General features: G+C 42.9%; 20 protein-coding genes and 2 pseudogenes. 11 read left to right on the top strand and 11 right to left on the bottom strand.

The window, feature by feature from the left end:
* Positions 1-19 precede the first annotated feature (19 nt).
* Together menD and IM475_RS11435 are read right to left on the bottom strand one after the other, a co-directional pair.
* Positions 20-1729: a 2-succinyl-5-enolpyruvyl-6-hydroxy-3-cyclohexene-1-carboxylic-acid synthase gene (gene menD, locus IM475_RS11440; RefSeq protein WP_287727623.1), complete on the bottom strand. Its 1710-nt coding sequence runs from the start codon at positions 1727-1729 to the stop codon at positions 20-22.
* Positions 1730-1903: 174 nt separating this feature from the next.
* Positions 1904-3244 (bottom strand): ArnT family glycosyltransferase, encoded by a 1341-nt coding sequence (locus tag IM475_RS11435; protein ID WP_287727622.1) that lies wholly within the window; start codon positions 3242-3244, stop codon positions 1904-1906.
* A gap of 87 nt (positions 3245-3331) precedes the next feature.
* Between IM475_RS11435 and IM475_RS11430 the strand changes: the two genes are divergently transcribed.
* The 3 genes from IM475_RS11430 (at position 3332) to IM475_RS11420 (ending at position 6157) form a co-directional block, all read left to right on the top strand.
* Positions 3332-4327, top strand: a complete 996-nt coding sequence (locus IM475_RS11430; protein WP_287727621.1) for a formylglycine-generating enzyme family protein — start codon at positions 3332-3334, stop codon at positions 4325-4327.
* 77 nt (positions 4328-4404) lie between these two features.
* Positions 4405-5667, top strand: coding sequence for a glycosyltransferase (locus IM475_RS11425; RefSeq protein ID WP_287658772.1), 1263 nt, complete (start codon positions 4405-4407; stop codon positions 5665-5667).
* Positions 5668-5734: 67 nt separating this feature from the next.
* Entirely contained in the window at positions 5735-6157 is a 423-nt protein-coding gene (locus IM475_RS11420) for a M67 family metallopeptidase (protein WP_194015392.1), read from the top strand.
* Here the strand turns inward: IM475_RS11420 and IM475_RS11415 are convergent.
* From IM475_RS11415 to IM475_RS11405, 3 genes and pseudogenes are all read right to left on the bottom strand, one after another.
* Positions 6136-6699 carry a DUF4334 domain-containing protein gene (locus tag IM475_RS11415; protein ID WP_287727620.1) on the bottom strand — a complete coding sequence of 188 codons (564 nt, stop codon included), beginning with the start codon at positions 6697-6699 and terminating at the stop codon, positions 6136-6138. The genes IM475_RS11420 and IM475_RS11415 overlap by 22 nt on opposite strands.
* Before the next feature lie 78 nt (positions 6700-6777).
* Positions 6778-7221, bottom strand: a complete 444-nt coding sequence (locus tag IM475_RS11410) for a site-specific integrase (protein ID WP_287658769.1) — start codon at positions 7219-7221, stop codon at positions 6778-6780.
* A gap of 11 nt (positions 7222-7232) precedes the next feature.
* Positions 7233-7718: pseudogene (locus IM475_RS11405) on the bottom strand (hypothetical protein); the annotation flags it as partial.
* Between the two features lie 245 nt (positions 7719-7963).
* Between IM475_RS11405 and IM475_RS11400 the strand changes: the two are divergent.
* A complete protein-coding gene (locus IM475_RS11400; protein ID WP_287727618.1) occupies positions 7964-9127 on the top strand; it encodes a cysteine desulfurase family protein in 1164 nt (387 codons plus the stop codon).
* A gap of 62 nt (positions 9128-9189) precedes the next feature.
* Here the strand turns inward: IM475_RS11400 and IM475_RS11395 are convergent, their stop codons facing one another.
* The 4 genes from IM475_RS11395 to dxr all read right to left on the bottom strand — a co-directional run bounded on the left by IM475_RS11395 (position 9190) and on the right by dxr (position 14423).
* Positions 9190-10662 carry an NADH-quinone oxidoreductase subunit M gene (locus tag IM475_RS11395; protein ID WP_287658766.1) on the bottom strand — a complete coding sequence of 491 codons (1473 nt, stop codon included), beginning with the start codon at positions 10660-10662 and terminating at the stop codon, positions 9190-9192.
* Positions 10663-10899: 237 nt separating this feature from the next.
* A complete protein-coding gene (locus tag IM475_RS11390; RefSeq protein WP_287727617.1) occupies positions 10900-11571 on the bottom strand; it encodes a riboflavin synthase in 672 nt (223 codons plus the stop codon).
* Positions 11572-11586: 15 nt separating this feature from the next.
* Positions 11587-12882, bottom strand: coding sequence for a glutamate-5-semialdehyde dehydrogenase (gene proA / locus IM475_RS11385; protein WP_287727616.1), 1296 nt, complete (start codon positions 12880-12882; stop codon positions 11587-11589).
* A gap of 368 nt (positions 12883-13250) precedes the next feature.
* Positions 13251-14423: a 1-deoxy-D-xylulose-5-phosphate reductoisomerase gene (dxr, locus tag IM475_RS11380; protein ID WP_287658763.1), complete on the bottom strand. Its 1173-nt coding sequence runs from the start codon at positions 14421-14423 to the stop codon at positions 13251-13253.
* Between the two features lie 147 nt (positions 14424-14570).
* On the opposite strand from dxr, the gene IM475_RS11375 reads away from it, so the two are divergent.
* On the top strand, positions 14571-14870 hold the full coding sequence (locus IM475_RS11375; protein ID WP_287727615.1) for a hypothetical protein: 300 nt from the start codon (positions 14571-14573) through the stop codon (positions 14868-14870).
* A 40-nt stretch (positions 14871-14910) separates the two neighbouring features.
* Here IM475_RS11375 and IM475_RS11370 read toward each other — a convergent pair whose 3' ends face one another.
* Entirely contained in the window at positions 14911-15744 is an 834-nt protein-coding gene (locus tag IM475_RS11370; RefSeq protein ID WP_002748596.1) for an acyl-CoA desaturase, read from the bottom strand.
* A gap of 119 nt (positions 15745-15863) precedes the next feature.
* Between IM475_RS11370 and IM475_RS11365 the strand changes: the two are divergent.
* Positions 15864-15962, top strand: a pseudogene (locus IM475_RS11365) (aluminum resistance protein); the annotation flags it as partial.
* Positions 15963-16169: 207 nt separating this feature from the next.
* The gene (locus IM475_RS11360; RefSeq protein ID WP_287727613.1) at positions 16170-17456 is read left to right on the top strand and encodes an ABC transporter permease; all 1287 of its coding nucleotides are present in this window, start codon (positions 16170-16172) and stop codon (positions 17454-17456) included.
* Positions 17457-17468: 12 nt separating this feature from the next.
* Here IM475_RS11360 and IM475_RS11355 read toward each other — a convergent pair whose 3' ends face one another.
* Complete coding sequence (locus IM475_RS11355; RefSeq protein ID WP_287658760.1) at positions 17469-18131, bottom strand: ABC transporter ATP-binding protein; 663 nt, start codon at positions 18129-18131, stop codon at positions 17469-17471.
* Between the two features lie 576 nt (positions 18132-18707).
* Between IM475_RS11355 and IM475_RS11350 the strand changes: the two genes are divergently transcribed.
* The 4 genes from IM475_RS11350 to IM475_RS11335 all read left to right on the top strand — a co-directional run bounded on the left by IM475_RS11350 (position 18708) and on the right by IM475_RS11335 (position 23689).
* Positions 18708-19361 (top strand): hypothetical protein, encoded by a 654-nt coding sequence (locus IM475_RS11350; protein ID WP_287727612.1) that lies wholly within the window; start codon positions 18708-18710, stop codon positions 19359-19361.
* A gap of 715 nt (positions 19362-20076) precedes the next feature.
* Positions 20077-20406 carry a hypothetical protein gene (locus IM475_RS11345; RefSeq protein ID WP_287658757.1) on the top strand — a complete coding sequence of 110 codons (330 nt, stop codon included), beginning with the start codon at positions 20077-20079 and terminating at the stop codon, positions 20404-20406.
* A 328-nt stretch (positions 20407-20734) separates the two neighbouring features.
* On the top strand, positions 20735-22348 hold the full coding sequence (locus tag IM475_RS11340) for a cytochrome b5-like heme/steroid binding domain-containing protein (RefSeq protein ID WP_287727611.1): 1614 nt from the start codon (positions 20735-20737) through the stop codon (positions 22346-22348).
* 153 nt (positions 22349-22501) lie between these two features.
* Positions 22502-23689: a type III polyketide synthase gene (locus IM475_RS11335; protein ID WP_287727609.1), complete on the top strand. Its 1188-nt coding sequence runs from the start codon at positions 22502-22504 to the stop codon at positions 23687-23689.
* Positions 23690-23731 lie beyond the last annotated feature (42 nt).

Raw genomic sequence — 23731 nt, 5'->3', positions numbered from 1 at the left:
ACTTTCTCGAAAAAGGCAATTAACTATAATTACTGAGGAACCATTGAGTATTAAAAGCTCGATCGCAGGATATTTCTAGTAATCTTATCCCTGATTCCGGCAAAACTGCGATTTTTTGCTCAAAATCAGTCCAATCGCTGATTAAATGGTAATCGATACCGTAGGTGCGACAGAGTTGGCAAAAGTCGATATTTTGGGGAGTGGCAAAAAATTCTTCAAAGGGAGGGTCAAATTTGGCGATCGGCAACATCTGGAAAATGCCTCCCCCCTTGTTATTGATTAAAATTATGGTCAAGGAGCCAACAAAATATTTTTTGATTAAAAAACCATTTGTGTCGTGTAATAGGGCTAAATCTCCCGTTAATAGCAGACTAGGGACATTTTTATAAGCTATTCCTATAGCAGTGGAGAGGTTGCCGTCGATGCCATTGGCCCCGCGATTAAAATAGGGACGAATTTGGCGATCGCTAGGCGGGTTAAAAAATTCGGCATAGCGAACAGGCATACTATTAGAGATAAAGATCGGGGTGCGGGGGGGGAGGTATTGGGAGAGCAGCCAGGGGATTTTCCCTTCAATCAGTTTAGTCTCTGCTGCCAAAAGGCGATCGATTTTAAATCTGGCTTGCTGGTCGAATTTTTGCCATAATTGCCGATATTCTCGGTTATTATCGACTTTATCTGGGAATAAATCCCCTAATTGCTCGATATTTCCCCTGAGATGTCCGGTTTTTCCCTGTAGAGGATCGTAATTATCGGGATGGGGATCGATAATCCAGCGCGGACAGTCGATTTCTTCTAACCAGATCCGTAATTCTTTGCTGGTAGGTAATTCGCCAATTTGCAGGACAACATCGGGGGTTAATTGGGTTTTAATGGCAGGATTCCGCAATAATAAATCATAGGTAGTAATGAGATGGGGATTTAACCCTGCATAGTTTCGCAGAGGAGATAAAGCTTCCGCTAAGACGGGATATTGTTGTGATCGAGCCAAATTAGCGATCGCCTGACAGTAACTTTCGGGGTTTTGCGGGGAAGCTAATCCCGCGATGATAATTCCTTTGGAGGATAAAGAAGGAATTTCGAGAATTGAGTGGTTAATGGCGATATTTTGCCGAGATATATTGCTAAAAAAAGCTTCTTCGTCAAAATTAGCTTCTAAATTGTTAATTTCTAGATCGGGAGTTGGTGCGAGGGGATCCCGAAATGGTAAGTTCAGATGCACCACTCCGGGGACAGGATCGAGACAGCGCCACCACGCGTGGATGATAGTTTGACGGAGATAGCGTAAACGCTCGATATTGGCACTAGGACAGCTAATTTCCGCTTGCCAGTTGGGATAATTGCCGTAGAGTTTGACTTGATCGATAGTCTGACCGGCGTGAGCATGACGCAATTCTGGGGGGCGATCGGCGGTTAGAATTAATAAGGGGACATGACTTTCTTTTGCTTCAATGACTGCGGGATAAAAATTAGCCGTGGCGGTCCCAGAAGTGCAGACTAAAACCACCGGTTGATATAATTGTTTGGCTAATCCTAGGGCAAAAAAGGCGGCCGAGCGCTCGTCTAGGATGGGAATAGCTTCAATCTGGGGATGTCTTGCCAAGGCTACCGTTAAAGGAGTTGATCGCGATCCGGGAGAAACCACCCCTATCTTCAATCCCAAACGGGCCAATGTTTCGACTAAAATAGAACCCCAAAGTGTATTAAGATTGCGAAAATCGATCGACATTTATCAATTCAGTGGCAAAGGTTAGGGGACAATAAGTTAAAGAGTCTATTAATAAATTTAACATTGGCCGGAACTGGCCAAGAATAAGTTATTCCTGAGTCAGCGATCTGGGTTAAGTTTACTCTCGATTCCCAGGCCAATTTATCCCTTTTCGGGGTTCCTTCTCAGCAAGTTTTAACCGGAAAACTTATAGGTTAATACCACATTGATATTAGCTGCCAGCAGGGCCAAGAATAAGAGGAAAGTAAAGCGATCAATCCAGAATTTTTTAAAGAGACCAAAGATATCCTTGAGATAGAATACTCCCAGAATTGCTGCCGTACCGATCATAAAATAATAGCGACCGTAGGGAGAAGCTAAAATCCATGCTGTCAAATTGAGATGAATCGACCAAACTCCCAGAAAGATAAAAATAATTGAGGCAGTTAATCCGTCCGTTTCTTGGCGAAAATCATCGAGAAAGATGCCTAGAATAATAAACATAAACGGATAAAAAGGAATCATATACCAAGTAAAAAAGTGACTTTGCGCTCCCGTGGCAACTAAAATTAAGGTGTAGAGGATTACTGGTAAAGCGAGTAATCTAACTTGGGGACTAGCGGGATTCTTTCTGAGAAAGGGTAAGAGGGTTAACCAGCTAAAAATTAACCAACCATCCTCGAAAAATACCGTGGGAGTGGTTAGATATTTGACAAAATTAAAGTCCTCAAAGCGCAGGGATTGTTCTTGAAATATCTTACGAAAAAAATCGTAATCATAGATAGCACCGTAGAGAAAATAGAGAGAGAAAAAGAAAGCACCAATCCCAGTCACATAAATGGCTTCTCGTCCTTTCTTTTCGTAAATCAAGAGAACAATTAATAATACTACTAAATAAATAGCTGTTACCTTGACTAAACAGGCTAAACCAGCTAAACAAGCGGCGATGTAGAGATATTTTTTCCGATGAGTTTGATAGTATTGCCAATACAGTAAGACGACCAATAAGCACAAAACAATCATTAAATTTTCACTAATAGCTAACCGAGAGAGGAAAACTGTATTGGGATTGGTGGCATAAATTAAACTAGCGATTATAGCGATCGATAAATTACTTAACTTGAGAGCGAGTAAATAGACCAAAACTATCGAAGCAATACCTAAGAGTAAAGAAGGGACTCTAATAATAGTTAAACTGCAATCAAAAAAAGTTTTTGCCCCTCCTAAAAGAGCAAATAAACCCACCAATAAACCAAATAAAGGAGGATGATCAAACCAGGGAGTAACCAAACGATAACGGAGATTTTTCGCTTCCCAAACTACCGTAGGAAAATTATCCGTGGGACTCAACCATGACCAACTGGTGGGGATACCTGTTTGTAATAAACTCATGCCACTCCAAGCAAAAGCATATTCATCAGAAGTCCAATTATCTGGAGGCAAAGAATCATAATTATAGATTCGCAAAAAAGCACCTAAAAAGGTGATAATTGCTCCAATCAACCAATGTTTATGGACAGTCAAAAAGCTGGGCATCGATTATTAAGGACAAGTGACAGTGACCAAATAATAGTCAGAATTTAATGGTATAATGGATGGGGTGATAATGACAGAAAAATCGGGATGATTAAAGTAAACAGACGTAAATTTGGCCAGTGGATCAGTCTGATCGGTGCAGGAGTCGGACTGGCAGCGATTCTAAATAGAAAAAATATTGTTTCCCCCTCCACCGCTACAGCAATCATCCCCCCGCACCCCCCCCAAAATTCCTCTTTTCCCCCCCGACAAAGCTTTTCCTTTGAAACCGTTACTCTCGATCCTAGCGGTTTCGTGATCGAGCGCAATTCCCGCAGTGCCGAATACTACAGCGAAACCCTTGCGGGATTAGAGATGATTGCTATCCCTGCTGGCACTTTTATCATGGGGACACCAGACGGAGAAAAAGGAGACTTTACCGGTAGTGATAAACCCCAGCGCTTAGTCAAGGTGAACAGTTTCTACCTGAGTAAATACCCGATAACCCAAAAACAATGGCAAATTGTCGCTAATCTGCCCAAAATTAACCGCGATTTAAACCCCAATCCCTCCCACTTCCAAGGGGATAACTTACCCGTCGATAGCATCTCTTGGTATGATGCGATCGAGTTTTGCGATCGACTTGCCAGGGCCACCGGCAGAAACTATCGGCTCCCAAGCGAGGCACAATGGGAATATGCTTGTCGTGCCGGCACTACCACACCCTTCTACTTTGGTGCCACCCTTACCAGTGAATTCGCTAACTACTATGGCATTAAATTTCCCTACGCAGTGGAAAGAGAGAGCGAATTTCGAGCTAAAACCACCCCTGTAGGCAGTTTTCCCCCAAATGCCTTCGGATTATACGATTTACACGGCGGTTTATACGAATGGTGTGCCGATCCTTGGCATCGCAACTATAAAAATGCTCCCAGCGATGACCAAGTATGGCCGGCCGATCCTAATAGCACCGGCAATCGTTATCGCGTCCTGCGTGGAGGTGGTTGGGGGACAGAATTGAGGGAATGTCGCTCCGCTAGTCGAGGCCAATTTAGCCCCGATAATCGCTATAGTGTATTAGGATTCCGCATCGCCAGTAGTTAGCTCAAAATTCTGGTTTCAACAACTTTGCCGGTAAATTGTGCGTCTCTAAACCTGTTTTAGTCTGTGAGTGTAAGCGAGTGACCAACTCTCCACCCTATCCCTTTTTAACCACCCCCGTCGGCTCTTTGCAAATCCCTTTTTTAGAGCAAATTGAAGGAATTATTAGCAATAATAGTTATATTCTCAGAGATTCACCGCAATTACTCAAATTATCTCTAGTTATTCCCACTTATAACGAGCGAGATAACGTTATTCCCCTAGTCGAGAATCTCAGTCAATTACTCGATCAAAAAATTCCCGATCAGTATGAACTAATTATCGTCGATGATGACAGTCCCGATCGCACTTGGGAATTAGCCAGCAAATTAACCCTGGATTACCCGCAACTGCGGGTGATGCGTCGTCAGGGAGAAAAGGGATTAGCGTCCGCAGTGGTGCGGGGTTGGCAAGGGTCAAGGGGTGAGATACTAGCAGTAATCGATGGAGATTTGCAACATCCCCCCGAAATTCTCTACAATCTCCTCGAAACTATCGAAAAAGGAGCCGATTTAGCTCTTGCTAGTCGTCACGTCGAAGGGGGAGGAGTGAGCGAGTGGAGTCTGCTGCGAAGATTTCTCTCCCGCGGCGCTCAAATTCTTGGTTTAATTCTACTGCCAGAGGTGGTCGGTCGCGTCTCCGATCCGATGAGCGGTTACTTTATGGTCCGCCGTCAAGCGATCGCTGGTCCAATTCTCAATCCCACCGGTTACAAGATTTTACTAGAAGTCATCGGCAAAGGCCGCATCGAAACCATCGGAGAAGTGGGTTATGTCTTCCAAGAGCGGCTAGAGGGGGAAAGTAAGGTAACTTGGAAACAATGGCTAGAATATATCTTCCATCTGCTGCGTTTGCGCTCTCAAAAGCCATTAAGGTTTTTAGATGTAATTGTCAATCTACCTTTAGATAGATTTATTCGCTTCGGTTTAGTGGGATTAACCGGGGTTTTTGTCGATATGGCCTTTCTCTATCTTCTCAGTGATCCCGCCGCTTTGGGTTGGGGATTAACCCGCAGTAAAATCATCGCCGCCGAATTAGCAATTATTAATAATTTTATCTGGAATGATCGCTGGACTTTTGGCGATTTATCCGCTCGTCAACGGGGTTGGAATAAACGCTGGAAAAGATTTTTCAAGTTCAATTTGATCTGTTTAGCCGGTTTAATTTTAAACGTACTGCTGCTCAACCTTCTCTTTAATGGTTTAGGAATCAATCGCTATCTAGCTAACTTTATTGCGATTGCCATCGTCACGGTTTGGAACTTTTGGGTTAATCTTAAACTCAGTTGGCGGGTGACAAAATAGCCAGCTAGAAGCAAAAAATGCGTTTACCCTGTTGTCCATAGCATTTGAGACCCGCTTACTCCACCCTATGATCCTGATTACAGACCAAATTTACCAGTCTATTTTCACCCACGCAGAATCCACCTATCCCGAAGAATGTTGTGGGTTACTCCTAGGAAAAATTACCGAGACAGCAGCCGAAGTTATCAGCATACAGGCAACAGAAAATAACTGGTCAGGCAATAGAAAAAACCGCTTTAGTATTGCCCCAGAAGTGCTTTTACAAGCTCAAAAATCGGCGCGGGAAAACCAGCTAGAAATTATTGGTATCTATCATTCTCATCCCGATCATACCGCCATTCCCTCGGAAATTGATCGCCAATTAGCCTGGTCAGGATATACTTATTTAATTGTCTCCGTAGTTTCAGGGCGAGCGATCGATTTACAAGCTTGGCAACTGGACGAGCGCGAACAATTTCAAATCCAACCTCAAGAATTAAAATGTTTTTGACATCGCTTGAGAACAAAAAAGAAAGGCTGGGTAGAGTTTTTAAAATCCATAATTCCCAGCACCGTATTATCATCTACTTTCCGAAAAGAGTCATTAATCGGCAAATAATCATAAATCATCGTGGCGCTGACTTTGTCCCGATATTCCATCATTCGCAGTCTAGCCTGACTTGTCTGCGTTTTCAGCAAGGAGTTGGTCAGCATCAGTAAAGGTTTCAGAGAATTATTTTTCAGTATCGGCAGCTTCAAAATCCAGTTCATGGCCGTGGGATTGGGTGCCACCTTAAAAATTTTTCCCTGACCATCTAAAAATAACAGGGGGTGGACATTCTCAGTATCAACAAATTCTTTACCATACCAATTAGATGCTTCTAATAAACCATCCATGGGGTGATTTGTCTGAAGTCCAGAACCTTGCCAAAGACCGAGCATAAAGTCTAAACTCACGGGATCGAGAGCGTCAAACAATTGTAAAGCTCTTTCTGTCGTCGTTTTACCAGCCTTAAGAATCGACTGGCAGCTTTCTAACTCTAATGTTGTCATTGTTTCGCTCTTTTTGTGTCCCGACCATAATATTATAGCTTCTCAGCCAGAGGGTGGGGGATTGCCCCTCGGTTAAAATCACCAAATATCCGACATATCTTCAGTCAATGGGTCATCGTATCGCTTTAGGGTTTCCAGCCATTCACTCATTTCTTCCTTGATGGTTTCTTTAAGTTCTCGCAAATCATCTTTATCTATTAAGCCTTTTTCAAGTAAGAAAGTGTAGAACTTTTTCAGACTACCTGCGTTAGCCTTGATACTTGATTGACTGGCCCACAGTGCCTTTTTGATAAACCAATAACCCAAAAAGTCACTGACCATATCTACCCCGTCTTTAGCTTCTACGGCATCTTCATAGAGTAAATATTCGTTGATATAAAAATCTATATTTGAAACATGATTATTAATGGTTTTTTCCGACAGACCTGATGATTCTAGCCAACTCTCAAAATCCTTTAGTAATTCATGATTGGCTTTTCTTATCTTTTGACAATCGGCTTCGTATTTCTGGGAATCATCCATCAGACATTTCTCTCCGGCGACAAAGTTGAAGCAACAGAGATATGATAGTTGCTTCCTAGCTCTTTTAACTCAAAATCCACAATCATTCGCCTGTTTTCCGAAAAATAACGGTTTTTCCTGGGGATTAGCTCCTCGATTAGCCCTTGAATCTCCGCCTTGAGCTTTTCATCTCCGTTAAGAAGGTCTTTGTTAAAAACTCGGTCTATCACCCCTTGCCGCTCTGATTCGGGGGACAACGCCAGATTCCAAGCGATTGTCCCTAGGGTCAGCAGTCTTTGCATGGACTCCTTCGTTTCACTGGGTTCACGGTAAGGCTCGACAAAATCCTCGAGAACTTCCGACATTTTGACTTCCCCGGAAGGAGAGACGACAATTTCTTTGAAAGGCAAGGACTCTTGTTTTAATTTCTTCTCAAAGCTTTTCAAGGGTTTTTGGTATCCTTGGGACATTTTCTGCAGCCTGAGCAGTTCACTAAATGTCTTCGATTTTTTAGCCATGATTGAGCGGGAAAATATGTGTTATTAATCCTGTTGGGTTACTGAACAACATTGGGATAGGGGAATTGTAACTGCTGTCAGGGAGCGATTGCGCTCTCATTATTAAATCTTAAAGTTCTGGCCTGAGTCGTAAGCTGTTGACTAATATCCGATACTTTTTTGTTAACATGGATTAGCAATACACTTTCAGAGATTCTCTTAAAACAGGGGATATATCCTTCTCAAATCCCCCGCAGGGGAAAAATATGTCTCAAAAGCCGATTTATCTAGATTGCCACGCCACGACACCGATGGAGCCGCAGGTTCTGGCGGCGATGTTACCCTATTTTACCGAACACTTTGGTAATGCCAGTAGTATTAATCATGTCTATGGTTGGACGGCCGAGGCCGCGGTTAAACAGGCACGAGAAACAATCGCCGCTGCTATTAATAGTAGTCCCGAAGAAATTATTTTTACCAGTGGAGCAACGGAGGCCAATAACCTGGCTATCAAGGGGGTTGCCGAAGCTTATTTCGCCAAGGGACGGCATATAGTTACGCTGATGACAGAACATCGGGCCGTTTTAGATCCCTGTCATTATCTGGAAAAATTGGGTTTTGAGGTGACAATTTTACCCGTCGGTGCTGATGGCTTAATTGACTTGGAATTACTAGAAAAATCTTTACGTCCTGACACGATTTTGCTGTCAATTATGGCGGCTAATAACGAGATTGGGGTGATTCAACCTTTAGCGGCAATTGGGGCGATTTGTCGCCAGTATCAGGTACTTTTTCATACGGATGCGGCCCAAGCAATCGGGAAAATTCCCCTAGATGTGGAGGAAATGAATATAGATCTGATGTCCTTAACTGCTCACAAAGTCCACGGACCGAAGGGAATCGGTGCGCTGTACGTCCGGCGCCGGAACCCCAGAGTTCGTCTTGCCGCTCAAATTCAAGGGGGAGGCCAGGAAAAAGGACTGCGATCGGGTACAATATTTACACCGCAAATTGTCGGTTTTGCCAAGGCGGTAGAATTGGGCATCAAAGCGATTGAAGAAGATACCGGCTACTTAAATCAGTTAAAAGCCCGTTTATGGGAGATTATCAGTCAATTAGACAGAATTTATCTCAATGGTCATCCTAGCCAAAGATTAGCCGGAAATTTAAATATTAGTATTGAAGGGGTGGACGGTGCGGCGTTATTGTTAGGATTACAGCCAATAGTGGCTCTTTCCTCCGGTTCTGCCTGTTCTTCTAGCCATACCGCCCCCTCCCACGTTTTAACTGCCTTGGGTCGCCCCGAATCTCTCGCTTATGCCTCCCTGCGCTTCGGGTTGAGTCGTTTTAATACTTTAGAAGAAATTGAACGGGTGGGGGAACAGGTGGTTTTAACGGTTAATTCCCTCCGCAAGTCCAAAAATTTTTGACGTTTCGGCACCTATCCACAAGTTAGTTTCGGTCTAGGTTTGAAAAATTCCGGAAAAGGTTTCTATGATTGCTTTTGACTGATTGCCGTGCCAGTTAATAACATTGATGCTTGGTTTTCAGTCCAGTGAATCATCCAACTCGGTTGTAATCCCAAAACAATAATAAATAAAGCCAAAGCAATTTCGGGAAATCTTTCGGGCCAGGTACTGCGAGGAATGCGCGATAATTCAGGGGTTAAACGACCAAAGAAAACCCGATTAATCATCAGGAGAAAATATACTGCGGTTAAACCACTAGCAACCAAACATAAGAGCGTTTGTATCGGAAAAATCGGGAAACTGCCACGAAAGACCAAAAATTCGGCGATAAATCCCACCATTCCGGGGATGCCGGCGCTGGCCATAGCCGCTAAAATCATTAACATTCCCGTGATTGGTAAACCTCTTTCTGGATTTAATAAACCGCGTAGATAATCCACATCCCGGCTGCCGGTTTTTTTATACACTACTCCCACCAACAAAAATAACAAAGCGGAAATTAAACCGTGACTAATCATCTGCAAAATCGCCGCGGTGATGCTTAATCTGGTGGTGGCCGCCGCCGCTAGTAAAATATAGGCCATGTGGGAAATGGAAGAATAGGCGACCACTTTTTTCATATCCTTTTGGGCAATAGCGCAACTGGCCCCGTAGAGGGCGCTGATAGCTGCTATCGTTGCTAACCAAGGGGCGATAGTCACCCAAGCATCGAGAAATAAACCGACTCCAAAGCGCAGCAGTCCATAGGTTCCTAATTTGAGTAATATTCCCGCTAAAAGCACAGAAACGGGGGTAGATGCTTCGACGTGGGCATCCGGTAGCCAAGTATGAAAGGGAAAAATCGGGATTTTGATGGCTAATCCAATCAGAAGGGGGATGAGGAGCAGTAATTGAGTTTTAACGTCTAAATTGTTCGATAAAAGGGGGTTATAGGCGAAATTATTAGCACCGGTTAGCCAAACTAAGCCGAGGAAAGAGATTAGCACTAAAAAGCCTGAAATTGCCGTGTATAATAAAAATTTCATGCCCGCATAACCGCGTCTTTGACCCCCCCAAATGGCAATGAGAAGGTAAAGCGGGACGATTTCTAATTCGTAAAATAGGAAAAATAGCAGTAAATCTTGCGCTAGAAAGGCCCCCGCTACTCCGGCATTGAGTAACAAGAGCAGAGAATAGTAAAATCTCGGTCGGTTAACCTCTGTGCCACTAGCATAAAGAGCAATTATTGTCAAGATGCTGTTAAGAAAAAGTAATGAAAATGATAAGCCATCGACACCGAGGGCATAATTGAAACCGAGGAAATTAATCCAAGGCAGGTTAACCGTGAACTGCATTTGCGGGTTACTAGGGTCAAATTGCCAGCCAAGGAGAATATTCAGCAGTAAGAGAACGACAGAAAGAGTTAGAGCTAATCCTCGCACTTTTTTCGCCTCTAGAGGCGTGTAGGCAATCAGTATCGCCCCTATAATCGGTAGCCAAATAAAAGCGTTCAGCATTCTTTACTTTAATGGCGATGATAAACCTTCCCATTATTGCCTGAGCGGTCAATCTTTAGCAAGATAAGCTGTTAAACATTTAACTGGAGTTTAGACTAATTCCGTCACGCCACTCCTAGGTTGAGCTTAAGGGGTAGGTTTGCTCGAATCCCTTGAAACTGGAGTTTAGACTAAATTTTCCAAAAATCAACCCTAACCAGTTCAGGCTCAATAGCTGAAAAGGCTTTTTCTGGAAAACTAATAACCATGTTCAGCCAGAAATTCTAGGCTAATCTCGCTAGGAGGATGATAAGAGCGCATTCCTAACAATTTTTCCACATATTTGCCTAAAATATCCCCTTCTAGATTCACCCAATCGCCTAATTTTAAATGGGAAAGATTGGTTTCGCCGTAGGTGTGGGGGATGACAGCCACTTTAAACCAGCTACCGTAGGCATCACAATCAGCCACGGTTAAACTAATGCCATTAACAGCTATACTGCCCTTACCGACGATATAACGAGCTATGTAGTTATTCCACTGCTCTTCTAGTGAACTAGGCGCAGCAAAGGTCATTTCCCAAGAATTAGCCACGATTATCGATTCGACTAAACAGCCAATACCGTCCACATGACCGGTGACAAAATGACCGCCGATTTTACTACCCACCCGCAGAGAGGTTTCTAGGTTAACGTTGGTTTCTGTGTGAATTCTTCGTCCCAAAGTAGTGCGCTGTAGGGTTTCTGGGGAAGCAGTGGCCAGAAAACCCTCTGGGAGAATTTCCTCAACTGTCAAACAAACCCCATCCACAGCCACACTATCACCAATCATTAAATCGTGGAGAATTGTATCAGAGGATACAGACAAATAGAGTCTATCAGTATCCACGACCCGAATTGTTGCCAAGGCTTGAATTAATCCTGTAAACATCTGCTTTTTTCTCGACTATAAATCCTGATGAGTGAAAGATTGGGCATTTTCCCCAGAATAATCGGCGACAATATGACCATCTCCCACTAATTGATATTTGTAGGTCACTAATCCCTCTAATCCCACCGGACCGCGGGGGGGCATTTTTTGGGTACTGATACCCACTTCGGCCCCAAAACCGTAACGGAAACCATCGGCAAATCGGGTGGAACAATTATGAAAAACTCCGGCGGCATCGACTCGATCGCTAAAGGTTTTGGCCGTGTTAAAATTTTCGCTGACAATGGCTTCCGTGTGTCGAGAACCGTAATAATTAATATGTTCGATTGCCGATTCTAGACTATCGACAATTTTAATTGACAGGATTAAATCACTATATTCTGTTTGCCAGTCCTGTTCTGTGGCCGATGGTACGTTAATCATCTGACAAGTTGCTTCATCTCCCAATAATTTAACCTTTTTTTCCTCCAATGCCTGGGCGACTGCAGGTAAAAATTGTCTAGCGATATCTTGATGAACCAATAAAGTTTCAATGGTATTACAAGCGGCAGGATATTGGGTTTTACCATCAACGGTAATCCTAATTGCTTTGCTTAAATCGGCTTCTTTGTCGATGTAGAGATGACAGATACCATCGGCATGACCGAGGACGGGAATGCGGGTATTATTTTGGATATAACGCACAAATTCGTTAGAACCTCTAGGAATTATTAAATCGATGTATTGATCAAGTTTTAAGAGTTCCTGAATTTCTTCTCGTGTTGTTAATAATCGTACCGCCGCTGGATTAACTTTAGTTTGACTCAATGCCTGATGAATAATTGTTACCAAAGCTTGACAAGAACGGAGCGCCTCTTTCCCGCCTTTTAAAATAACGCCATTACCAGATTTAATCGCTAAACTGGTAATTTGAATTAAAGCATCGGGACGAGCTTCAAAAATAACCCCTAAAACCCCTAAAGGACAGGTTATTCTCTGAAGAATTAAACCTTGATCTAATTCCCGATTAATTTGCATCGTAGCTAAAGGATCTGCTAATTTAGCCAGATCTCGCACCCCGGCAATAGCGGCTTTTAATTTGCTGGGACTTAACTCTAATCGCGCACATAAAGCCGGAGATAATTCCAGCGCTTTGGCAGTTTGAACATCCGCCATATTAGCTTCTAGTATCTGATCGGCATTGGCAGTTAAAGCCTCAGCAATAGCCTCTAAAGCTTCATTCCTTTCTTCGTTAGTCAGAATAGCCAGTTGACGACTCGCTTGACGGGTTTCTCTGGCGATTTCGGGGAGGGATAGAGAAGTTGTAACCATAGAAAATTAAAAGTAATAACCGCTATCTTGTTTATTTTATCTTATTTTTGATCAAGTTTCAGGGTCATTACACCTCATTGTAAAAATCAAAAATTGTTGTTAGGGTTAGGAGTCAGTAGTCAGGAGAATTAAGAATGAATAATAGTCAATTAAATGGTCTGTTTACAGATTTTAGGCAATTTAATCCTTATTTTTGCCGTTTTTGAACCCTCAAAAATTAATTAGGCAAGAGGTTTATTGAAGGTTATCAACTTTTGTCATGATCATCATAAATCTAGTTAACTAGAAAAAATAGCCGAAATTAGTGATTTTTCTATCCTATATCTGTAGAGACATTATAGTTAACATCCCTACAGGATCTAGACTATCTAGACCGGATTGGCAATCAGACAGTTAGATACCTCTTGACGCGCCCAATTATCGGCGGCTAAAATATCATCTAGGCTAGGGGTAGAACTGTTATGAATTGTAAAGTGATCGCAAACTTTTTCGATCACCCGGGGAATATCTAAGAAGCTAATCTTTTCTTCTAAAAATAATGCTACCGCTTGTTCATTGGCTGCGTTTAATACTGCTGGCATTGCCCCACCTGCCCGGCCGGCTGCGTAGGCTAATCCCATACAGGGATATTTTTGATGATCGGGTTCTTTGAAGGTTAAACTGCCGGCTTTAACTAAATTTAAAGGTTCCCAATCGGTATAAATTCTTTCGGGCCAAGACAAGGCATATAACAGGGGTAAACGCATATCGGGCCAGCCTAATTGGGCTAAAACCGAGGTATCCTGTAACTCAATTAAAGAGTGAATAATACTTTGGGGATGAATAACAATATCGATCGCATTATAATCGACACCAAATAAATAATGAGCTTCGATAACTTCTAGACCTTTATTCATTAAAGTAGCCGAATCGATGGTGATTTTTCTGCCCATAGACCAGTTAGGATGTTTGAGGGCATCAGCTACGGTTACTTGTGGCAATTTTTCCACGGGTAAATCGCGAAAAGCACCCCCAGAAGCGGTGAGAATAATCTTTTTTAATCCCCCAGTGGGAACTCCCTGTAAACATTGAAAAATAGCTGAATGTTCCGAGTCAGCAGGTAATAATTTAACTCCGTGTTTTTCCACTAAAGGCAGCACCACCGGACCGCCAGCAATCAGGGTTTCTTTATTAGCGAGGGCGATATCTTTACCGGCAGTAATAGCGGCAATTGTCGGCAGCAATCCCGCACAACCGACAATTCCCGTGACGACGCTTTCGGAATCGCCATAACGGGCCACTTCGATTACTCCTTCCTTTCCTGCTAGGATAATCGGGGTATAGTCAAGGTCGGAAATTAGGCTTTTTAGGTCTTCTAGTTGACTTTCGTTATTAATCGCCACGATTTGCGGGCGAAATTGCCGAATTTGCTCCGATAGTAGTTGAATATTATTACCCGTGGCTAATCCCACCACTTGAAACTTATCGGGATGATCGGTGACAATATCGAGAGTTTGAGTGCCGATCGAGCCTGTAGAGCCTAAAATCGAGATTTTTTTCATTAGAAACTTAATATAATTTGGGGATTAGCTTTTAATATACGTTCTCTGGGGTCCCTCCGGCACATCAGCGTAAATATTAAACATTTGTTAAAAAAGTTGATAGTTTGACCTTTTTATGCTACGGGTTAGAGAAAGTTAGCGATAGAGATGGTGACAGAGAAGAAATCGAATAGAAAGGCCAATGGATTAGGCTGTCTAGCGGGGGGTCTGGTTTTTTGCCTCTTATTTCCCCTGTGTGTTTTCTTTTTTGGTTGGTTATCCTTCGCTGTTGGCCCGATGGGTTGCGCTCTCCCCAGTCAATGTTCGGCAGCAGCAGCATTCATGAAAGGGATTCTGTCCTTAATTCTTTTTTTTGGGGGAGGATTGGCATTACCTATATTCCTCAGTTGTGCCGTGGGAAAAGCCGTCAGATTTGGGTTAAGTCGCAGAAAAAATAACCGAACTTAAACTTAAGTTCGGCTAGATTTAATTTAACAACTGGATAAAACTAACTTTCTGTCGCCGTTGCTGTGGTGGGAGGCAACTTAATATTAGTGGCTAGTCCCAGAATTTGCAGCAGACGAATGGTCATCCAAGTCAGGTCAACTTCCCACCATTGTAGGCCATGACGGGCAGAATACTGATAGGCATGGTGATTATTGTGCCAACCTTCACCGAAAGTTAAGAGGGCAACCCACCAACAATTTTTAGAATTATCGTGGGATTCATGGCTAACATAACCGAATTTGTGGGTGGCGCTATTGACAAACCAAGTGGAGTGGAAAACTAAGACCAAGCGAACAAAAATTCCCCAAATTACAAACGGCCAACCACCCATAGCATAGAGAATTAAGCCTAAAACAATTTGGATAGGAACAAAATAATTTTGACAGAATTTATAGAAAGGATCGTCGGCGATATCTTGGGTAAAACGGGCAATTTCTTCGTCGGCAGGAATTTCGTGCAGCATCCAACCCATGTGACTCCACCAAAAACCTTTATTAGAATCGTGGGGATCGGGAGCAGTATCAGAATATTTATGATGAATACGATGTAAACCTATCCATGCGATTGCACCCCCCTGACAAGCGAGGGTCCCGCACAAAACCAGAAAGTATTCTAACCATTTGGGAGTCTTAAAACTCCGATGGGAGACCAAACGATGAAAACCGAGGGTAATTCCTAAACCCCCGGTAATCCAATAAAGAATCAATGTCACTCCCACAGCACCCCAGCTAAAATTGCCAGGCAAGAAGGCTAAAAGAGCCACTAAGTGGATAAAAGCCATGTAGATGAGAGTCACCCAGTCAATGGGAAGTTTTTCGGAAGTCGCAACAGTCATTGAATAACCCAAAGGGAAACAACAGGAGACAGAGCATCATTGTCTTATCTGTCTCGATTTGACACAGGGGGAACTTTGACGCTTAATAAATAGTAACAAATATCACAGTCTATTGTTTGATGGATATCCCCTCTCTACTCGACGGGGCAGAAAAGGCCTTACTGCCCATTTTTTCGGAAATTGACGCACAGGTCAAGGAAAATCTCGCTAAAATCTTATTGGGAAAGTATGGCGAAGCGATTGATTTCCCTAAGTGAGGGTTTTTATAGGCAATGCTATCGGACGGGAAAGCCCCAGTCAATACAGCCTCATCTCTTCTAGAAACAGTAAATAAGGTAATTTATAGACAAAAAAAGATAAATAAGTCCCAAATATCTCTTTTATCCCCTCAGAACTCTATATTTAGCCAGATTACATCGAACTCAATGACTCTTAACTTACCTAAACAAATAGTTCAGACTAATCATCCTCATCCCGTGGCGATCGGCGAAATTGTCTCGATAGCGATCGAAGCCCTCTGGAGTAATAAACTGCGGACTTTGTTAACCATGTTAGGGGTGATTATTGGCATTGCCTCCGTGATTGCTCTCACCTCCGTAGGCCAAGGAGTACAAAAAGCCACCGAACAAAAAATTCAATCTCTAGGTACTAATGTTTTACAAATTTTACCCGGAGAAGCCAGAACCGGGGGGATTAGTCTCGGCCGCGGTTCCAGTAGTACCTTAATCTGGGAAGATGCCAAAGTTATTCAAAATCAAGTTCCTGGTGTGCAGGTGGTCTCCGCCTATCTGCAGCGTCCAGCACCGGTGGTGGCGGGCGAGGTCAATCATGCCACTAATGTGGTGGGCATCGATCTCAACTACATGAAAGCGAGAAATACAGAACTCAGCCAAGGTCGATTTTTTACCGAGGAAGAAATGGCACAGGCGACACCAGTGGCGATTTTAGGCTCGACTCTGTTAACAGAACTCTTTGGCGATGATACTAATCCTATCGGCAAAAAGCTTTGGATTGAAAGAAAAAATAGTTACGAAATTATTGGGGTATTTGAGCCAAAAGGTGCCGAAGGTTCGATTGATCGCGACGATCAGGTCTTTATTCCTCTGAGCAATATGTCTTCTCGTCTGGTGGGCAATAATTCTTTAAGTGGTAAGGCCGTTAACGGCATTTATGTCAAAGTTGACCAGCAAGATCAGATGAAAAATGCCGAGTATCAAATTACTAATCTTTTGCGTCAGCGTCACAATCTCGCCGCTTCTCAAACCGATGATTTTAGCATTAGAAACCAAACAGATGTGGTCAAAACCTTGACCACGGTAGTGGGTTTGTTTACAGTGATGCTAGTGGCGATCGCTGGCATTTCCTTAGTAGTCGGTGGTATTGGCATCGCTAATATCATGTTAGTTTCCGTGGTGGAACGCACTAGGGAAATCGGGATTCGCAAAGCTGTGGGGGCTACCCGTTCGGCAATCCTCCAGCAGTTTTTAGCGGAATCGGTGATGATTTCCCTGACTGGCGGCGGCATCGGTGTATTATCGGGAATTTTAGTCGCCCTCTGTAGCGCCCAGATTTTCCGATTTCCCTTTGTCTTGTCAGGTTGGTCGATAATCAGTGGATTTGGCTTATCTTTTATCGTTGGTTTGTTAGCAGGAGTAATTCCCGCCCGTTCTGCCGCTCATTTAGACCCGATTACCGCTTTACGAAGGGATTGAGGCCAGTACATCCTAAAAAACGATTAAGCCATCTTGAAGACGGATCACCCGCCTGGTTTGGGCAGCTACATCAGGATCGTGGGTGACAATCACAATCGTGATCCCCTGTTGATTGAGTTCGGTTAGTAAATCCATCAGTTCTTGGGAAGTTTGTGTATCTAAGGCCCCCGTCGGCTCATCGGCCAACACCAGAGCCGGTTGATTAACTAGGGCCCGGGCGATGGCGACTCGCTGTTGTTGTCCCCCGGAAAGTTGGCTAGGCCGATTGTGGAGATAATTAGCCAATCCAACTCTAGCTAAAGCTTGCATCGCTCTTTGACGGCGCCTTGGCTTGGGAACATTGGCATAGACCATCGGCAACATGACATTTTCTAGGGCAGTGGAGCGGGACAATAAATTAAATTGTTGGAAGACAAAGCCAATCCTCTGATTGCGAATATAGGCCAGTTGGTTATCGTCCAAGTTCTTTAAGTTTCTGCCTTCTAAAATATATTGTCCCCCCGTCGGGCGATCGAGGCAGCCGATAATATTCATCAGGGTTGATTTCCCGGAACCCGAAGCTCCCATAATGGACACGTATTCCCCCGACCGAATTTCCAGATCTATGCCCCGAAGAACCGGAATTTTCACTTCCCCTAGAGAGTAAATTTTTGTAATTGTCTGCAAGAAAATCATCGTTTTTACCAGGGGTGATTTAATACCCACATTCCGCAGGTTGACAAACAAAAAAAATCATTAAACCTGAAAGCCTTTCTGTGCAAGGGCTTTATCTAATTTAGTTCACTTGAATTAATCTGTTTCTTGATATTGATAATGAATCCTCCTTATTGAGAATTTGTTGAGCAAGGCTTGTACGATATTGCTTTGCGAAAATTATCCCTCTTTTGTCAGTTTAGGAAATTTCCAGGAAATTAGGCCGTTTCAGCCCAAGATAAATCAAGGTTTGACAAAAGAGGGGGGAGCATCTCACCTTTGTAACCCCTAAATCAGGTTTTATGTCAAGCTATTTTGAAAGCCTTGCTAGAAACCAGTTTTAGGGACAAGTGTAATTACTCACTTGCATAAATAAGATACTCCCAAAGAGGGATATTTATGAAGTGGAATCTGAACTGCGGAATGTTGGATATAATCCAATTATAGTCATTTCAGATAAGTCTGATACACTCTAGACCGACAAAACCCTTATGAACTTTGGGATTGATATTCTCAATCTTAATTGAAATGACTATATGTACTAAAAACAGGAAATTCATGACAGATATTCACTCGATCATCGGTATATTCCCCTCCAATGAAGAAGCAGACACAGTTGTATTGGAGTTACAAAAAAAAGGCTTCGATATCAAAAAACTTTCATTGCTAAAAACCATTGGCACCCCAAACATAGAGGGTGCAGACTTCCACCCACCTCACCCGGCAGGAATTCAACCCCCTCACCCAGAGGGGATGCAGCCTCCTTACCACCCAATGGGCATTCAACCCCCTCATCTGGAAGGAGTTCAACCTCCTGTCTCAGAAAGAGTTGAACCCCTTCATCCGGAAGGGGTTCAACCCCCCTGTACTCATTTCTTGCCCGGAAGATTACCATCTTCAGCAGTTGGCTTGGCCTTAGTAGGAGCAGAAGCAGCTGGAATACTATTTATTCCAGGCACAGGACCTGTTTTGATTGCCGGACCGATTGCGAGAACACTGGTAAGTTATGTGGAAAAAATGATTACTGATGGCCTTGATCCGGCCGCAATCTCAGCAACTGGGGGACTAACAGAGGGATTGGGCATTGCCAAGGATAAAGCACTGCAATACGAGACTGAAATCAGAGCAGGCAAATATGTTTTGCTGATATCGGGGAGTGAGGAAGATGTCAGTCAAGCTAAAAATAGCAGTGGGAGCATCTCACCTTTGTAACCCCTAAATCAGGTTTTATGTCAAGCTATTTTGAAAGCCTTGCTAGAAACCAGTTTTATGGATAAATATAATTACTCACTTGCATAAATGAGATGCTCCCAATAGCAGTCTTACTTCGCCTAAAGGGAGCATACCATTTTCGTAAAATTATTACCAATAGTAAGGCGATAGAAAGGGTTTCAGTTCCCCTGAGAATGGCTAACGTGCCAAATTGGGATGCTCCCCGCCTAAAAGATAAATTTTTGTAATCGTCTGCAAGAAAATCATCGTTTTTACCACGGGTGTTTTGGGATAATTTTGTCCTAAAAATTAGGTTAAGCACTGGAATGTCAAAAATGGCACTATGCTAACAAATATAAAGTAAATTTTTTCAGTGCTGGTTGACTATCAACTGCTATTTTTATCGGTAAGTTACAATTATGTCCACATTTAAAGATGAATGTATCCAATTTTGTCTGCTTTCTGGGAGTTATCTCAACTAAGTAGTCGTGCAAAATAAATTTCCTAGTGAAGACAGGCAATAGGCAATAGGCAATAGGCAAGGGGGGGTTAGATATGTGTAATTAATTTTGCTTAGGTAATTATGTACTTGATTAAAACTCTTTTTTTGCTCAAGAGAGGCAATTATTAAGAAATAAAAAATATCTGGAATCACCAGCAAATAGTGAGAATATAATAAAAGAACTAAATAGTAAATATACGGAGAAATCAATCAATGTTAACACCAAGACATCCTCACCCCCCCGCTGCCCCGCAAAGCCCTCCTCCTGGTGTGCCGCAAAGTCCTCCTCCTGGAGCGCATCAAGGGTTTCCACCTGGTGGACCCCAGAACAATCCTCCGGGGACACCGCAGCCCTTTGCACCAGCTGGGGCAGGACAGGCCAATCTACCGCGTCTAACAGAACAAGATCAAGAACTCTTAAAACAATTACTCGGTAATGATGAACAGGCTCAAGCTTTAGGGGGAATGTTACAAAACTCACCGCCAGAAATTGCCGCTTTGGGTTATTTAATCTTACGAGTATTTGAACGGAGTCAGTCCTAGTTAGTTGGTCTGGTTCTTCGGTTGCTTGTCTGCTTACCAAAGAGCAGAAATGTCATAGTTGCCGAAGAACTTTTATACCGTTTTTTTGAGATAGAACAATTTTGGCAATTCCTAATTTTTCCCTGATAACATAGTTATTTCCCTCTATAAGCCCTGGGAATTTACCTTTAGCACCTCTCAAAAAAACATTTTTAGATCCCATCCTACTCCGTCAATCCCTATCTACACAACCCCAGAGACTTAAGAGAGCCTTATCTTGATTTTCCCCGCCAGCTTAGGTCAGGATTCTGCCAGAGAAAATATAGTCAAACGAGGATAAAAATTTACCATGAACTCAGAACAAGAAATCAATACTCCTCAAAACGTCCCAGCACCAACACCATTTCCTAATCAGTCGGGAGTGATGCCCTCATTGCCGCCCACAGATGCCGGCCGGGGGGCGCCTCATAATCAAGGTGGAGTCAGTCCCTTCATGCCGCCCCCCTTGCCAGGAGATATCGAACCACCGCCCCATCCCCCCGACGGTACACCCTTGCCGAATGTCTGGATTTATGAAGGAGAAGCCTATGATCTCACGGAATTTATTGCCAAGCATCCAGGGGGACAATTTTTTATTGGACGTACCAAGAACAGAGATATAACCACGATTGTCAATATCTTTCATCCCAATCCTGAAAGAGTCAAAAAAGTCCTGCAAAAATATTCCCTTGGACAACAGGGAAGACCAGAGCATATTCATCCTAAATACAACGCTCCTGCCTTCTTATTTAAAGAGCATTTCAACGGTTGGCGGGATACCCCTCGCTATGATTTCCGCAACCCAGAACAATTGCTTAATAAGATTAAAGCCAGAGTTTACTCTCCAGAATTTAAACAGAAAGTGGAGCGCATGGATTTTCTGTTTAATGTTATCAGTATCTGTCTTTTTCTTATCTATTTTGTGGTGCAAGGGCTGTACTTAGAGGCCAGACAGTATATGCCGATTTACCTATTTGTGCCTCTCATCGCTATGCTAAGAATCGCCCTAGCAGGGGTAGGTCACTACCTAATTCATCGGCCACAAGTGGGATTAAACAAGGTATTTGCCAATATTTTTGATATTAACTACGTTCCCCTCGCTTTAGTAGTAATAGACGGTCATACTTTACTGCATCATCCTTTTACCCAAACCGATGTTGATATCAAAAAGAATGTTTTCACCTTCATGTTAGAATTGCCTCGTTTTTATCGAGTTCCAGTACATACATTCCATAAAATAGGTCATGTGGTTACGGGAATGTTTGTTCGCATTATGGAATTATGTATCCTCGCTTTTAAAGCAGGTGTTAAGAATATGTATGGCAGTTGGCAGCTGGGATTACCCCATTTTTTAGGTAGTTTTGGTATTCACTTATTACTATTAATCGAACTGGTTATCTTTTGTCTGTACGGTCAATTTTGGGCTTGGTTAGCGCAGTTTTTCCTTACCCTCTGGATTAGCACTTTTATGATTGTGGCTAGTCATGATTTTGAAGCCGAAGAACCGCCAATAGATCCTATGGCACCACCTCAATGGGAAAACCAAGATTGGGCGGTTATGCAGATTAAAAATTCCTACGATTTGACCATGGTAGGTAATAAGTATATTGACTGTTTTCTCTCGGCGGGCTTGGCTCCCCACCGGGTGCATCACGTTCTTCCCCAACAAAAAAGTGGTTTTGCCAATATCATCAGTGAAGATATTGTCCGGGAAGAATCGGAAAAATTCGGAGTTGAATGGGCGGCACCTCAAAACTTCTTTTTTGACCGCCTACCAGGGCTAATTAAATACTATCTAGCCGTGCCATCCCGATTAGCCAAAGAGAAAGAGTTAGGCTTATTGAAAGAACATTTTCACCCGCAAGCCTTAAGAACAACCCTAGACTATATTGTCAAAGGTTGGGCTGGCATTGGTTCGATTTGAGCCAACAAAAACCAGAAATTCTGGCGGAAAGTTTCGGGAAAATTATTGGGCATCTTACGGATATAATAAAGACCCAGACTTTTCCCTAGCTTTCCAGGCAATTGGTTGACAGAAACCCTCCCTATAATACCTAAACTGGTTCTGATATTTGCCATGCAATCTTCTCAGTTTTTACCTGTCATTGAAAGTCTCGCCACTGGCACTCCGGGCAATCTTGTCCAACAAACGGATGCCGCTAAATTTTTAGCTAACCTCAAAGGTCTAGAGAAGAATCAACATCGTATCGAAAAAATCTACGAACATACCCGGATTGACACTAGGCATCTAGCGATTAATTTATTAACCGAAGAAACTGTTAACTTTAGTCGGGAAAAGGGAACTATTGAACAACGAATGCAAATGTACGAAAAATATGGGCTTCCCCTAGCAGAAGATGTGACGAGAAGAGTTCTTTTAGCCGCATCGGAGCAACAGAAAAAGCATAATCCTTTGAGTACAGAAAAGATCGAGGATTCTATTGGTCTAATCGTATTCGTCACCAGTACAGGCTTTGTTGCTCCGGGTATAGATGCTCAATTAATTAAAAGTTTAGGACTTCGACGCAACATTGCTAGAGTGCCAGTTAATTTTATGGGTTGTGCAGCCGCGATGAATGGTTTACGAGTAGCCTGTGATCATGTAAGAGCCAACCCTGAGCATAAAGCTTTAGTAATTTGTTTAGAATTAAGTTCTATTAATGCCGTTTTTCAAGATGATTTAAATGACATTATCATTCATAGTATTTTTGGTGATGGTTGTGCGGCAGTAGTAATCGGAGCCTACGAACCAGAACAAATACAAGGTCGAGGAAAATTTATCATTCGGGATAATTTTAGTTATCTGGCTGAAAATACCGAAGACGGGATTACCTTAGGCATTAGAGACAATGGTATTACCTGTCTGCTGTCCCGTCAATTACCTGATTATATTGAGTCTGGTGTCGGTCGAATTATTACTAATTTTCTGAATAGTCATGAGATAACCAAGGAAGATATTGATTTATGGATGGTTCACCCTGGAGGGACAAAAATTATTGAAAAAGTGCAACTTTCCCTAGATTTAAATGATGAACAAGTGGCCGATAGTTGGGGAGTTCTCCGTCAATACGGCAACCTACTTAGTTGTGCGGTTTTATTTGTAATGGAACGCATGATCTTAAGATTAGAACAAGGATGTGAGACGCAAGCTCTTAAACAAAATAAGAGCGGAGTTACTCGTCAAAACGCCGCATCTTTGACAGGTTTGGCCTTCTCTTTTGCCCCGGGAGTCGGTATTGAAGGAATTCTCCTAGAGAAGATTTAACCCCACCCTTGAAAATCTATCACCCGACAGGAGGACAAACTT

The sequence above is a fragment of the Microcystis sp. M061S2 genome, from assembly GCF_020245605.1.
Taxonomy (GTDB): domain Bacteria; phylum Cyanobacteriota; class Cyanobacteriia; order Cyanobacteriales; family Microcystaceae; genus Microcystis.
The sequence above is the reverse complement of the archived record's forward strand: the minus strand, read 5'-3'. Positions and strand labels throughout refer to the sequence as shown.

Excerpts from the sequence above, each read along its gene's own strand:
- menD (WP_287727623.1), bottom strand. The coding sequence starts at position 1,729 with ATGTCGATCGATTTTCGCAATCTTAATACACTTTGGGGTTCTATTTTA.
- IM475_RS11435 (WP_287727622.1), bottom strand. The coding sequence starts at position 3,244 with ATGCCCAGCTTTTTGACTGTCCATAAACATTGGTTGATTGGAGCAATT.
- IM475_RS11430 (WP_287727621.1), top strand. The coding sequence starts at position 3,332 with ATGATTAAAGTAAACAGACGTAAATTTGGCCAGTGGATCAGTCTGATC.
- IM475_RS11420 (WP_194015392.1), top strand. The coding sequence starts at position 5,735 with ATGATCCTGATTACAGACCAAATTTACCAGTCTATTTTCACCCACGCA.
- IM475_RS11415 (WP_287727620.1), bottom strand. The coding sequence starts at position 6,699 with ATGACAACATTAGAGTTAGAAAGCTGCCAGTCGATTCTTAAGGCTGGT.
- IM475_RS11410 (WP_287658769.1), bottom strand. The coding sequence starts at position 7,221 with ATGGATGATTCCCAGAAATACGAAGCCGATTGTCAAAAGATAAGAAAA.
- IM475_RS11400 (WP_287727618.1), top strand. The coding sequence starts at position 7,964 with ATGTCTCAAAAGCCGATTTATCTAGATTGCCACGCCACGACACCGATG.
- IM475_RS11395 (WP_287658766.1), bottom strand. The coding sequence starts at position 10,662 with ATGCTGAACGCTTTTATTTGGCTACCGATTATAGGGGCGATACTGATT.
- IM475_RS11390 (WP_287727617.1), bottom strand. The coding sequence starts at position 11,571 with ATGTTTACAGGATTAATTCAAGCCTTGGCAACAATTCGGGTCGTGGAT.
- proA (WP_287727616.1), bottom strand. The coding sequence starts at position 12,882 with ATGGTTACAACTTCTCTATCCCTCCCCGAAATCGCCAGAGAAACCCGT.
- dxr (WP_287658763.1), bottom strand. The coding sequence starts at position 14,423 with ATGAAAAAAATCTCGATTTTAGGCTCTACAGGCTCGATCGGCACTCAA.
- IM475_RS11375 (WP_287727615.1), top strand. The coding sequence starts at position 14,571 with ATGGTGACAGAGAAGAAATCGAATAGAAAGGCCAATGGATTAGGCTGT.
- IM475_RS11370 (WP_002748596.1), bottom strand. The coding sequence starts at position 15,744 with ATGACTGTTGCGACTTCCGAAAAACTTCCCATTGACTGGGTGACTCTC.
- IM475_RS11360 (WP_287727613.1), top strand. The coding sequence starts at position 16,170 with ATGACTCTTAACTTACCTAAACAAATAGTTCAGACTAATCATCCTCAT.
- IM475_RS11355 (WP_287658760.1), bottom strand. The coding sequence starts at position 18,131 with ATGATTTTCTTGCAGACAATTACAAAAATTTACTCTCTAGGGGAAGTG.
- IM475_RS11350 (WP_287727612.1), top strand. The coding sequence starts at position 18,708 with ATGACAGATATTCACTCGATCATCGGTATATTCCCCTCCAATGAAGAA.
- IM475_RS11345 (WP_287658757.1), top strand. The coding sequence starts at position 20,077 with ATGTTAACACCAAGACATCCTCACCCCCCCGCTGCCCCGCAAAGCCCT.
- IM475_RS11340 (WP_287727611.1), top strand. The coding sequence starts at position 20,735 with ATGAACTCAGAACAAGAAATCAATACTCCTCAAAACGTCCCAGCACCA.
- IM475_RS11335 (WP_287727609.1), top strand. The coding sequence starts at position 22,502 with ATGCAATCTTCTCAGTTTTTACCTGTCATTGAAAGTCTCGCCACTGGC.